This is a genomic window from Mycobacterium sp. IS-2888 (genome assembly GCF_001954215.1).
Classification (GTDB): domain Bacteria; phylum Actinomycetota; class Actinomycetes; order Mycobacteriales; family Mycobacteriaceae; genus Mycobacterium.
Genome location: NZ_MBET01000119.1, coordinates 19,957 through 32,539 on the forward strand (window position 1 = coordinate 19,957; position 12,583 = coordinate 32,539).

A 12,583-nucleotide genomic window follows, 5' to 3' on the forward strand; every position below is an offset into this window, starting at 1 on the left:
CCGGATCAGAGCCGCCACCACGGGTTGAATCGGGTGAGCCCGGACGGATCGATGCGCTGCCCCGGCGCGGGGACGGCCACCTTGACGTCGGCGGCTTCGGCGGCCGCGAGCAGGCGTTCGACGGGTTCGGCCCACGGGTGCGGGGCCAGCCGGAAGGTGCCCCAATGGATCGGCACCAGCAGTCCCGACCCGGACACGGTCACATCGAGATGAGCGCGGACCGCTTCCTCGGGGTTCATGTGGATGTCCGGCCACGCCGGGTTGTAGGCCCCGATGGGCAGCAGGGTCAGGTCGAACGGTCCATGGTCGGCGCCGATCTGCGCGAAGCTCTTCGTGTAACCGGTGTCGCCGCCGAAGTACGCGCGATGGCTCGGGCCGATGATGCCCCACGACGCCCACAGCGTGGTGTTGCGGTCCATGAACCGCCCCGAAAAGTGGCGCGCCGGCATGCAAATCAGGGTCAGCTCGTCGACCTTCTTGCTCTCGTTCCAGTCGAGTTCGACGATGCGGTGCTCGGGTATACCCCACGAGCGGAGGTGGGCGCCGACGCCGAGGGGCACGAAGAACGGGGCCCGCTGCGTCCGGGCCAGCGCCAGCACGGTGTCGATGTCGAGGTGGTCGTAGTGGTCATGGCTGATGACGATGGCATCGAGGGCGGGCAACGCTTCGAGTGCTATCGGCGGTGGATGCAGTCGCTGCGGACCGACCACGTCGGACGGGGAGCATCGGTCGCTCCATACCGGATCGGTGAGCACCCGGTAACCGTCGATCTCCAGCAACGCCGTGGAGTGGCCGAGCCAGCTGACCGCGAGCCGGCCGGGGTCGCCTTCGAAGAGTCGCGGCGCGGCCAGCGGGATCGGCGCTGCCGGGCGGCTCCTGTTGCGTCCCCCCACGAACTCCCACGCGATCATCCCCAGCTGCTCGCGGTCCATATTGATCGTGGCCGGGTCGATGTTAACGAAGACGCCGTCGCGATAGTTCGGCGACCGCTGCACCACCGCCCGGATCGAGGCCGGATGGGCGCCCAGCGCCGCCGGTGCGCCGTGCAGGGCGCGCAAGGCCCAACCGCCAGCCGCCAGTGTGGCCGTGCCGGCGGCCAGTCGTAGCGCTGCACGGACCATGATGGTCAGGCTCCCTGGAACTTCGGCGGTCGCTTCTCCACGCGGGCGATCTGCGCCTCGATGACGTCCTGGCTCGCCCAGGCCTTGTCGAACAGTTCCTTGTGCTCCGGCCACGCCTCCTCGATGGAGCCGTCGTCGTTGAGCACCCGCTTGGCATGCTGGATCGCCAAGGGGGCCAGGCCGGCGATCTCGGCGGCCCAGGCCTGGGCGTCTTCGAGGTTGCCGATGCGGTTGGCCATCCCGGTCTGCAGCGCCGTCTCGGCGGTGAGCTTCTCGGCGGCTAGCAGCATCGCGCGGGCCCGGCCGTGGCCGACGAGCGACGCAAGCCGACGAATGCTCCAGTTATCAAGGGCCAGACCGTATTTCGACGTCGGAAACTGGAAAAAGGCATCCGGCGCGACGACCCTGAGGTCACATTGCATGGCCAGCTGCAGGCCGGCACCGATGGCGGGCCCATTGATGGCGCCGATCACCGGGATCGGGGCGGCGTCCAATACCTTGTGCAGCTCGATGAGCCGGTCGGGGTAGTCGGCGGCGAACGCGTCGCCACTGAGGTCCGCGCCGGCGCAAAAGGCCGTGCCCTGACCGGTCAGGACAATCGCGCGGATTGACCCCGCCGCCGCCTTCAACACGGCCTCCCGCAGCTCCTCGACGAGCTGGGAGTTCAAGGCATTACGACGCTCGGGGCGCTGCAGCTCAATCGTCATGACGGCTTCGGCCTGTGTGACACCGATCATGGGGCCCAGCCTATATAGCCGCTTTGTATATAGCCTCGTCGCGTGAGTCGTATCACGACCGAGCAGCTGCGCGACGCGGTCCTGGACGACGGCTCCTTCGTCAGCTGGGACCGAGAGCCGCTGGCCGTGCCGGTGAGCGACTCGTACGCGCGAGAGCTTGCAGGCGCCCGCTCCGCCACCGGCCTGGACGAATCGGTGCTGACCGGGGAGGGGCGCGTGCACGGGCGCCGGGTGGCGGTGGTCGTCTGCGAGTTCGGCTTCCTCGCCGGCTCGATCGGCGTGGCGGCGGCGGAGCGGATCACCTCCGCCGTGGAGCGGGCGACCGCCGAGCGGCTGCCGCTGCTGGCCTCGCCGAGCTCCGGTGGGACCCGCATGCAGGAGGGCACCGTCGCGTTTCTGCAGATGGTGAAGATCGCGGCGGCCGTCCGGCTGCACAAACAGGCGCGCCTGCCTTACCTGGTCTACCTGCGGCATCCCACTACCGGCGGGGTCTTTGCCTCCTGGGGTTCGCTGGGCCATGTCACGGTCGCCGAGCCGGGCGCCATGATCGGCTTCCTCGGGCCGCGGGTGTACCAGCTGCTCTACGGCGAGCCGTTCCCGGCCGGGATCCAGACCGCGGAGAACCTGCAGCGACACGGGGTGATCGACGGCGTCGTCGCACTGGACGGCCTGCGGCGCATGGTCGATCGCGCGCTCACGGTGATCGCCGACGAGCCCGAACCGCCCATTTCGCCGCAGCCGGCCGGGCCGATCCCCGACGTGCCGGCGTGGGACTCGGTGGTGGCGTCGCGACGACCGGACCGGCCGGGCGTCGGGCACCTGCTAAGACACGGAACCACCGACCGGGTGCTGCTCTCCGGCACCGGACAGGGCGAGGCGGCGACGACAATGCTGGCGCTGGCCCGGTTTTGCGGCCAGCCCGCGGTCGTGCTCGGCCAGCAGCGGCTCACCGGCGGGCTGGTCGGGCCCGCATCGCTGCGTGAGGCCCGGCGCGGCATGGCGCTGGCCGCCGAACTGCGCCTACCGCTGGTGCTGGTGATCGACACCGCCGGCCCCGCGTTGTCGGCCGACGCCGAGCAGGGCGGGCTGGCCGGCCAGATCGCCCAGTGCCTGGCCGAGCTCGTGACGTTGGAGACCCCGACGGTGTCGGTGCTGCTGGGCCAGGGCAGCGGCGGCCCGGCGCTGGCGATGGTGCCCGCCGACCGGGTGCTGGCCGCGCTGCACGGCTGGCTCGCGCCGCTCCCGCCGGAGGGAGCCAGTGCGATCGTGTACCGCGACACCGCGCATGCGCCCGAACTCGCTGCGGCCCAAGGCATCCGGTCGACCGACCTGGTGCGGTCGGGCATCGTCGACGTCATCGTGCCGGAATATCCCGACGCCGCCGACGAGCCGGTCGAGTTCTCCCAGCGACTGTCGCACGCGATAGCCGCCGAACTGCACGCGCTGCGTGGAATTGCCGATGCCGAACGCCTGGCCGCGCGGTTGCGGCGTTACCGCCGTATCGGATTGCCCTGAGCCGCTTAGGCGATGGTTTATGTCTCGGCGACGGCGTCCTCGGAGGCGAGGCCGAAATAGCGCTGTATCGTCGGGCCGAGCCAGTCGACGATCTCGTCGCGCGTCATCTGAACGACGGGTGGCAGCCGTAATACGAAGCGGCAGAACGCCATACCGATGATCTGGGTGGCGATCAGCCCGGCGCGAACTTCGTGTTCGGCCGCTGGCGCCAGGGCCGCAACCAACGGTTCCACCTGGCTTTCGAAGATCCGCTGCATCCGTTGCGCCGCTTCGCCGTTGGTGGCGCTGGACCGCAGCAGGATCACCAGCGCCTCGTCGCCCTCCCAGCGTTCGAGAAAGTGCCGGACGAGCGAGCGTCCGACCTGTGCCGGGTCGGTCGCCGCGTAGTCGGGAAACCTGAGGTCGAACTCGGCCGCGGCGGCAAACAACTTGTCCTTGCTCCCGTAGTAGCGCATCACCATCGCCGGATCCACGCCGGCGTCGGCGGCGATCGCCCGGATCGTCGCCGCCTGGAAACCGGCCGCGCCGAACCGTTCGCGGGCCGCCGCCAGGATCGCCGCTTTCGTCCGTTCCGATGATCGCCTCATGTCAACAATTGTAGGCCAACAACTGTTGACATTGCACGGAAGACGCGCCAGCATGGAGTTATGCCAACAAGCGTTGACTTATCCACAGCAAAGGAGCCAACCATGAACGACACCGACGTCCTCGTCGTTGGCGCAGGTCCCACCGGCCTCGCCGCCACCGCTTCCCTGATCACCCGCGGAGTCCGCGCCGTCCTGGTGGACGCGCTGGCCGAGGGCCAGAACACCACCCGCGCGGCCGTGGTGAACGCCCGCACGCTCGAGGTGCTCGAAGACATCGACGTCTCCCGGCGGCTGGTTAACGCCGGGCTGATCGCGCCGCGCTTCACGATGCGGGAGGGCCGACACGTGCTGGTCTCCATCGACTTCAGCAAGCTGCCGACGAAATATCCGTACAGCCTGATGATCTCCCAGGCCGACACCGAACGGCTCCTGCTGGAGCGACTCCACGAACTGGGCGGTGAGGTGATCCGACCCAAGACGCTGCGCCGGCTGGCCCAGGACGCGGACGGCGTCACGGCCACCTTCGACGACGGCGAGACCATTCGAGCCCGCTATGTCGTCGGTGCCGACGGTATGAAGAGCGTGGTCCGTGAGCAGGCCGGGATCGGCTTTGCCGGAAGCGAATTCGCCGAATCGTTCACACTCGCCGACGTGCGGCTGGCCGGTGCCGCACCCCGCGACGAGGTGATCCTGTTCTACGCCAACGAAGGCCTGACCGTGCTGGCGCCGCTACCCGGCGACATCTTCCGCATCGTCGCGCCCGCCGCGGACGCACCGAAGGAGCCCTCGGCGGAGTTCGTCCAGGCGCTGCTGGACAGCCGGGGATTCGGACCCGGCGAGTCGGTGGTCACCGAGCTGCTGTGGGGAACGCGGTTCCACATCCACCACCGCGTCGCCGACAGCTACCGGGCCGGGCGACTATTGCTGGCCGGTGACGCCGCCCACGTGCACAGCCCCGCCGGCGGACAGGGCATGAATCTCGGTATCCTCGACGCGATTTCGCTTGCCCGCGCGCTCTCCGAGGTCGTGGGCGGCGGTTCGGACACCGCGTTGGACGCCTACGCCGCCGTCCAGCGCGGATATGCCGAGCAGGTTCTGAAACTGACCGGACGCCTGACCAAGATGGCGACCCTGCCGCGCCCGGTGCGCCCGGTCCGCAACTCGGCCATGCGCCTGGCCGCGGGAGTTCCCGCGGTGCGCCGGCAGATTGCGGTTCAGCTCAGCGGCCTCGACCGCCGGTGAGCAGAGTCGCGCCTCCCACCCCGATAGCGAACAATCCGGCAAAATGGGCGACATGGACACTGGTGTGACCTCACCTCGCGTCTTGGTCGTCGACGACGACTCCGACGTGCTCGCCTCGCTCGAACGCGGACTGCGACTCTCCGGATTCGAGGTATCGACCGCGGTCGACGGCGCCGAGGCGTTGCGCAGCGCCACCGAGACCCGGCCCGACGCGATCGTCCTCGACATCAACATGCCCGTGCTGGACGGCGTCAGCGTCGTCACGGCATTGCGCGCCATGGACAACGACGTGCCCGTCTGTGTGCTGTCCGCCCGCAGCTCGGTGGACGATCGCGTGGCAGGGCTAGAGGCCGGCGCCGACGATTACCTGGTCAAACCCTTCGTGCTGGCCGAACTCGTGGCCCGGGTGAAGGCGCTGCTGCGCCGCCGCGGCGCCACCGCGACGTCGTCCTCGGAAACCATCACGGTCGGGCCGCTGGAGGTGGACATCCCGGGCCGGCGGGCCCGGGTCAACGGCGTCGACGTGGACCTGACCAAGCGGGAGTTCGACCTGCTGGCGGTGCTGGCCGAACACAAGACCGCGGTCCTGTCACGCGCGCAGCTGCTGGAGCTGGTGTGGGGGTATGACTTCGCGGCCGACACCAACGTCGTCGACGTGTTCATCGGCTACCTGCGCCGCAAGCTCGAGGCCAACGGTGGGCCCCGGCTGCTGCACACCGTTCGAGGAGTCGGGTTCGTGCTGCGCATGCAGTAACCGGATCGAAGCAGGCCATGAACATCCTGTCGCGAATCGTTGCTCGTACGCCGTCGCTGCGGACCCGGGTGGTGGTCGCGACGGCCATCGGGGCCGCGATTCCGGTGCTCATCGTCGGCGCCGTGGTCTGGGTCGGCATCACCAACGACCGCAAAGAGCGGCTGGATCGCCGTCTCGACGAGGCCGCGGGCTTCGCGATCCCGTTCCTGCCCCGCGGTCTTGGCGAAATCCCCCGCTCGCCCAACGACCGTGACGCCATCATGACGATCCGCAGCGGCAACCTGATCAAGTCGAATTCCGATGTCACGCTGCCCAAGCTGGACGACGGCTACGCCGACACCTACATCAACGGAGTGCGCTACCGGGTGCGGACGGTGGAGATTCCCGGGCCGGGGCCAACGTCGCTCGCCGTCGGCGCCACCTACGACGCCACCCTCGCCGAGACCAACAATTTGCATCGACGGGTGATGCTGATCTGTGGCTTCGCCATCGGCGCGGCGGCCGTATTCGCTTGGCTGCTGGCCGCTTTCGCGGTGCGCCCGTTCAAGCAGCTCGCCCAGCAGACCCGGTCGATCGACGCGGGAGACGAGGCGCCGCGAGTCGAAGTGCACGGCGCCAGCGAAGCGGTCGAAATCGCCGAGGCGATGCGGGGAATGCTGCAGCGCATCTGGAACGAGCAGAACCGGACCAAGGAGGCACTGGCTTCGGCGCGCGACTTCGCGGCCGTCTCCTCCCACGAGCTGCGCACTCCGCTGACCGCGATGCGCACCAACCTCGAAGTGCTGTCGACCCTGGATCTGCCCGACGACCAACGCAAAGAAGTGCTCAACGACGTGATCCGCACCCAGTCGCGGATCGAGGCCACCCTGAGCGCCCTGGAGCGGTTGGCCCAGGGCGAACTGTCGACGTCCGACGATCACGTGCCGGTCGACATCACCGATCTGCTCGACCGCGCCGCCCACGACGCGACACGGATCTACCCCACCGTCGACGTCTCGCTGGTGCCGTCGCCAACCTGCATCATCGTGGGATTGCCGGCGGGGTTGCGCCTCGCGGTCGACAACGCGATCGCGAACGCCGTCAAGCATGGCGGCGCCACCAAGGTCCAGCTGTCCGCGGTCAGCTCGCGGGCCGGAGTGGAGATCGCCGTCGACGACAACGGCAGCGGGGTGCCCGAAGGCGAGCGCGAGGTGGTGTTCCACCGATTCTCTCGCGGTTCGACGGCCTCACACTCGGGCTCGGGCTTGGGGCTCGCGTTGGTGGCACAGCAGGCGCATCTGCACGGCGGAACGGCGTCGCTGGAGGACAGCCCGCTGGGCGGCGCGCGGCTGGTGCTGCGCCTGCCCGGTCCGAGCTAGCGTCGCCGTCACGCGCCGCCGGTCTCGGGCACACTAGGACGATGGCCGATGGCAACACACCAACCGACAGCGACGCCCTGGCGCACATCCGCGACCTGGTCGCCGAGGAGAAAGCGCTGCGGACGCAGCTGCAGCGCCGGGATATCACCGAGTCCGAAGAGCACGAACGCCTGCGCCAGGTGGAGATCGAACTCGACCAGTGCTGGGACCTGCTGCGGCAGCGTCGGGCACTGCGCGAGACGGGTGGCGACCCAAAGGAAGCGGCCGTACGTCCGCCCGGCCAGGTCGAGGGCTACCTCGGCTAGGAGCACATCCGGAACATGGCGGTCGACGGCGTCCGGGAGTGCGATGTTGTCGTGGTCGGCGGGGGCCACAATGGCCTGGTCGCGGCGGGCTACCTGGCCCGGGCGGGCCTTCGGGTGCGGCTGCTGGAGCGGCTGGGACACGTCGGCGGTGCCTCGGTCTCCGCGCAGCCGTTCGACGGTGTCGACGTCCGGGTCTCGCGCTACGCGTACCTGGTCAGCCTGCTGCCCCCGCGGATCCTCGACGACCTGGGCGCCGCGGCGCCCCTGGCCCGGCGGCGGTTCTCGTCGTACACGCCCGACCCCGACACCGGTGGCCGCACCGGGCTGCTGGTCGGGCAACCCGGCACATTCGCAGCGATCGGCGCAGCCGACGACGAGGACGGTTTCGCGACGTTCTACCGGCGCTGCCGAGTAGTCACGGAACGCCTCTGGCCGACGCTGCTCGAACCGCTGCGCACCCGCGAACAAGCCCGCCGGCACGTCCTCGACGGCGGCGATCCCGATACGGCGTCGGCGTGGCGGGCCATCGTCGACGAGCCGATCGGACACGCGATCGCGGGCGCGGTGCGCAACGACCTGGTGCGCGGCGTGATCGCCACCGACGCGCTGATCGGCACCTTCGCCCGCCTGGACGAGCCGTCGCTGATCCAGAACGTCTGCTTCCTGTATCACGTGCTCGGTGGAGGCACCGGAGAGTGGAATGTCCCCATCGGCGGGATGGGCTCGGTGACAGCGGCCCTGGCCGCGGCGGCCGTCGGTCACGGTGCCGAAATCACCACCGGTGCAGACGTTTTCGCCGTCGATCCGGACGGCCTGGTGCGCTACCGCAGCGGCGACGAAGAGCACACCACCCGTTGCCGCTTCGTCCTGGCGGGCGTGACGCCGACGGTGTTGGCCGGCCTGCTCGGGGAACGGCCTGCGAGGCCGGCCCAGGGCGCGCAGGTCAAGGTGAACATGGTGCTGCGGCGGTTGCCGCGCTTGCGCGACGACAGCATCACCGCCGAACAAGCATTCGCCGGGACCTTTCACGTCAACGAGACATGGACGCAACTGGATACGGCGTATTCGCACGCGGCCGCCGGACAGCTGCCGGATCCGTTGCCGTGCGAGGCCTATTGCCACTCGCTGACCGACCCGAGCATCCTTCCGCCCAAGCTGCGTGACTCGGGCGCTCACACGATGACGGTGTTCGGCGTGCACACCCCACATTCGCTATTCGACGGGACCTACTCCGGGGCACTGCGTGACCGGCTGACCGATTCGGTGCTGGCGTCGCTGAATTCCGTTCTGGCCGAACCGATTCAGGACGTGCTGATGAGCGACGCGAACGGCCGGCCATGCATCGAGACGACGACCACCCTGGACTTACACCGCAAACTGGGGATGACCGCGGGCAACATCTTTCACGGCGCGTTGTCGTGGCCGTTCGCGGACGACGGCGACGCGTTGGACACCCCGGCACGGCAATGGGGCGTCGCCACCGCGCACGAGCGAATTATGTTGTGCGGGTCGGGCGCCCGCCGCGGCGGAGCGGTATCGGGCATCGCGGGCCACAACGCCGCGATGGCGGCACTTACAGCAGTGTTCGCCGGGCCCGGCCCGGCCACCTAGCGCTGCTCGATCGTGGCGTAGTCGCGCTCGGTGTACCCGGTGTAAATCTGGCGCGGGCGGCCGATTTTGCTGTCGCCCTCGTCGTGCATCTCGCGCCAGTGCGCGATCCACCCGGGCAGCCGGCCCAACGCGAACAGCACGGTGAACATCCGGGTGGGGAAACCGAGCGCCCGGTAGATCAGGCCGGTGTAGAAGTCGACATTGGGGTAGAGCTTGCGCTCGATGAAGTAGTCGTCGGTGAGCGCCTTCTCCTCGAGCTCCTTGGCGATGCTCAGCAGGTCGTCGTCGCCACCGAGTTTCGACAGGATCTTGTCGGCCTGCTCCTTGACGATCCGCGCGCGGGGGTCGTAGTTCTTGTAGACGCGGTGACCGAAGCCCATCAATTTGACGCCGGCCTCGCGGTTTTTCACCTTGCGGACGAATTCGCTGACGTCGTCGTCGCTCGCGCGGATCTCCTCCAGCATCTCGAGCACCGCCTGGTTGGCGCCGCCGTGCAGCGGGCCCCAGAGCGCATTGATGCCGCCGGAGATCGAGGTGAACAGGTTGGCCCGCGACGAGCCCACCAGCCGAACCGTGGACGTCGAACAGTTCTGTTCGTGGTCGGCGTGCAGGATGAACAACATGTCCAGCGCCCGCACGATTTCGGGATCGGCCCGATACGGCTCGGCCGGCAACCCGAAGGTCATCCACAAGAAGTTCTCCACCAGCGACAGCGAATTGTCCGGGTAGAGGAACGGCTGTCCGACCGACTTCTTGTAGGCGTACGCGGCGATGGTGGGCAGCTTTGCCAGCAGACGAATCGTGGACAACTCCACCTGCCCGTTGTCCATCGGATCCAGCGAATCCGGATAGTAGGAGCTCAACGCGTTCACCACGCTGGACAACACCGGCATCGGATGGGCGTTGGGCGGGAAGCCGTCGAAGAACCGCTTGAGGTCCTCGTGCAACATGGTGTGCCGCTGGATCTTGGTGGTGAACTCGGCCAACTGCTCCTTGTCCGGTAGCTCGCCGTAGATCAGTAGGTAGCTGACTTCGATGAAGGTCGACTTCTCGGCCAGCTGCTCGATGGGGTAACCGCGGTAGCGCAGGATCCCGGCGTCGCCGTCGATGTAGGTGATGGAGCTCTTGCAGGCGGCGGTGTTGACGAACCCGTTGTCAAACGTGGTGTGGCCGGTCTTGGACAACAGCGAGCCCAGCGCGATGCCGTCAGCTCCCTCGGTGGCGTGGACGACCTCCAGGTCGATCTCGCCTCCCGGGTACTTGAGAGTTGCGGTGTCGTCGGTGTCGGCCACGAGAACCCCTTTGCGCTCTGGCTGGTATGGCTGCCCTGACTAGGTGCTTATAGCTGAAGGTAGTCGTTATGGTGGCGGAGCGCCTGCCCGGGGTGGGTCTCGACGATCTTCCTTAGGCAATCATCAGGCGACCCGTCACAACGGGCGCTACGTGGCCCGTCCGCTGCTCACCTCGGTCAGGGCTGGAGGCGCTCGACCCGCGAGCCGATGACCCGGATCCGGTTGTGCACCCGGTTTTCCCGGCCCTGCCAGAACTCCACCACTTCGGGTGCGATGACGTAGCCACCCCACCCCGGTGGCACCGGGATGCGCTCGTCGTCGGCGAAGCGCGCGGTCACGTCGGCCAGCTGGTCGAGCAGCGCCGCGCGCGAGGCGATCGGCTGCGACTGGTGTGAGGCCCACGCGCCAAGCTGCGAGCCGCGCGGCCGTTTGGACCAATACTCCGCGGTGACCCTCGGGTCGACCTTGGTCACCGCGCCGCGGACGTGCACCTGTCGCCCCAGGAGATACCAGGGGAAGGTCGCCGACGCGTACGGCGTCGCCGCGAGCTCGATGCCTTTGGCTGAGTCATAGTTCGTGAAGAATGTGATCCCCGTCTCGTCCACGCCCTTGCACAGCACCGACCGGCTCATCGGCCTACCCTCGGCGACGGTGGCCAGCACAAACGCATTGGGTTCGGGCACCCCGAAGTGTTCGGCGTCGTCAATCCACTTGCGCAGCAAGGCAAGCCAACCGTCATCGAGCCAATCCGCGTCGAGGTCGGGACCACCGTCCCGCTCGACCGACCCGTACTCGACTCGCATTCGTTGCAGGTGGTCGTCGTCTGGTCCTGCCATCGCGCCAACGCTACCGGCGCTTGCTACCGGCCGGTAGCGTCCGCCCGGAAGCGGGGTGCGAGAATTTTCCCATGACTGTGGTCCCGGAAGATTTCGTCCCTGGCCTCAACGGTGTGGTCGCGTTCACCACCGAGATCGCCGAGCCGGATAAAGACGGCGGCGCCTTGCGCTATCGCGGCGTCGATATCGAGGATCTGGTGAGCCAGCGGGTCACGTTCGGCGAGGTGTGGGGCTTGCTGGTGGACGGTGAGTTCGGCCGCGGACTGCCTCCGGCAGAGCCGTTCCCGCTGCCGATCCACACCGGCGACGTCCGCGTCGACGTGCAGGCCGGCCTGGCGATGCTGGCGCCGATCTGGGGGTACAAGCCCCTGCTGGACGTCGACGACGCCACCGCCCGCACGCAACTGGCCCGGGCGTCGGTGATGGCGCTGTCCTATGTCGCGCAGTCGGCGCGCGGAATCTATCAGCCCGCGGTCCCGCAGCGCGTCATCGACGAATGCTCTACGGTGACAGCACGATTCATGACTCGCTGGCAGGGCGAGCCCGATCCCAGGCACGTCGAGGCCATCGACGCCTATTGGGTGTCCGCGGCCGAGCACGGCATGAACGCCTCGACGTTCACGGCGCGAGTGATCGCCTCGACCGGCGCCGACGTCGCGGCAGCCCTGTCCGGGGCGATCGGGGCGATGAGCGGCCCGCTGCACGGCGGGGCGCCGGCCCGGGTGCTGCCGATGCTCGAGGAGGTCGAGCGCACCGGCGACGCCCGCGGCCTGGTCAAGGGGATCCTGGACCGCGGCGACAAGCTGATGGGCTTCGGGCACCGGGTCTACCGCGCCGAAGACCCCCGGGCGCGGGTGCTGCGGGCAGCGTCGGAACGGCTGGGTGCGCCGCGCTACGAGGTGGCGGTCGCACTCGAGCAGGCCGCGCTGGCCGAGCTGCGCGAACGGCGTCCCGACCACCCGATCGAGACCAACGTCGAGTTCTGGGCCGCGGTGATCCTGGACTTCGCCCAGGTGCCGGCCCACATGATGCCGGCGATGTTCACCTGCGGCCGCACCGCCGGATGGTGCGCGCACATTCTCGAGCAGAAGCGGCTGGGCAAGCTGGTCCGCCCGTCGGCGATCTATGTGGGGCCGGGGCCGCGCAGCCCGGAGTCCGTGCAGGGCTGGGACCGGGTGCTCACCACGGCCTGAGCTTCCGCCCGCGGGCGTAACGTCACGGCGAA

The 12,583-nt window shown here is 68.7% G+C and carries 12 protein-coding genes; 7 read left to right on the plus strand and 5 right to left on the minus strand.

From position 1 onward, the window contains the following. Window positions 1–5: 5 nt before the first annotated feature. Window positions 6–1,121, minus strand: a complete 1,116-nt coding sequence (locus tag A5745_RS23300) for an MBL fold metallo-hydrolase (protein ID WP_076119263.1) — start codon at window positions 1,119–1,121, stop codon at window positions 6–8. A gap of 5 nt (window positions 1,122–1,126) precedes the next feature. Next, the gene (locus A5745_RS23305) at window positions 1,127–1,858 is read right to left on the minus strand and encodes an enoyl-CoA hydratase (RefSeq protein WP_076119265.1); all 732 of its coding nucleotides are present in this window, start codon (window positions 1,856–1,858) and stop codon (window positions 1,127–1,129) included. A 42-nt stretch (window positions 1,859–1,900) separates the two neighbouring features. On the opposite strand from A5745_RS23305, the gene A5745_RS23310 reads away from it, so the two are divergent. Further along, entirely contained in the window at window positions 1,901–3,373 is a 1,473-nt protein-coding gene (locus A5745_RS23310) for a carboxyl transferase domain-containing protein (RefSeq protein WP_076119268.1), read from the plus strand. A 17-nt stretch (window positions 3,374–3,390) separates the two neighbouring features. Here the strand turns inward: A5745_RS23310 and A5745_RS23315 are convergent, their stop codons facing one another. After that, complete coding sequence (locus A5745_RS23315; RefSeq protein WP_076119270.1) at window positions 3,391–3,960, minus strand: TetR/AcrR family transcriptional regulator; 570 nt, start codon at window positions 3,958–3,960, stop codon at window positions 3,391–3,393. A 102-nt stretch (window positions 3,961–4,062) separates the two neighbouring features. Here A5745_RS23315 and A5745_RS23320 point away from each other — a divergent pair, with 102 nt between their 5' ends. The 5 genes from A5745_RS23320 to A5745_RS23340 are packed head-to-tail and all read left to right on the plus strand — an operon-like array spanning window position 4,063 to window position 9,230. Continuing rightward, a complete protein-coding gene (locus A5745_RS23320; RefSeq protein ID WP_076119272.1) occupies window positions 4,063–5,202 on the plus strand; it encodes an FAD-dependent monooxygenase in 1,140 nt (379 codons plus the stop codon). A gap of 43 nt (window positions 5,203–5,245) precedes the next feature. Continuing rightward, the gene (gene prrA / locus A5745_RS23325) at window positions 5,246–5,956 is read left to right on the plus strand and encodes a two-component system response regulator PrrA (protein ID WP_139329770.1); all 711 of its coding nucleotides are present in this window, start codon (window positions 5,246–5,248) and stop codon (window positions 5,954–5,956) included. A 17-nt stretch (window positions 5,957–5,973) separates the two neighbouring features. Beyond that, on the plus strand, window positions 5,974–7,314 hold the full coding sequence (locus A5745_RS23330; protein ID WP_076119274.1) for a HAMP domain-containing sensor histidine kinase: 1,341 nt from the start codon (window positions 5,974–5,976) through the stop codon (window positions 7,312–7,314). 41 nt (window positions 7,315–7,355) lie between these two features. Beyond that, entirely contained in the window at window positions 7,356–7,619 is a 264-nt protein-coding gene (locus A5745_RS23335) for a DUF2630 family protein (RefSeq protein ID WP_076057885.1), read from the plus strand. Between the two features lie 15 nt (window positions 7,620–7,634). Next, a complete protein-coding gene (locus A5745_RS23340) occupies window positions 7,635–9,230 on the plus strand; it encodes an NAD(P)/FAD-dependent oxidoreductase (protein ID WP_076119276.1) in 1,596 nt (531 codons plus the stop codon). On the opposite strand, the gene A5745_RS23345 is transcribed toward A5745_RS23340, so the two are convergent. Both A5745_RS23345 and pdxH read right to left on the minus strand, forming a co-directional pair. After that, entirely contained in the window at window positions 9,227–10,522 is a 1,296-nt protein-coding gene (locus A5745_RS23345; protein WP_076057887.1) for a citrate synthase, read from the minus strand. The genes A5745_RS23340 and A5745_RS23345 overlap by 4 nt on opposite strands. A gap of 176 nt (window positions 10,523–10,698) precedes the next feature. Further along, entirely contained in the window at window positions 10,699–11,358 is a 660-nt protein-coding gene (pdxH, locus tag A5745_RS23350) for a pyridoxamine 5'-phosphate oxidase (protein WP_076057888.1), read from the minus strand. A 71-nt stretch (window positions 11,359–11,429) separates the two neighbouring features. On the opposite strand from pdxH, the gene A5745_RS23355 reads away from it, so the two are divergent. Continuing rightward, entirely contained in the window at window positions 11,430–12,551 is a 1,122-nt protein-coding gene (locus tag A5745_RS23355) for a citrate synthase 2 (protein WP_076119278.1), read from the plus strand. The last annotated feature ends 32 nt before the right edge of the window (window positions 12,552–12,583 follow it).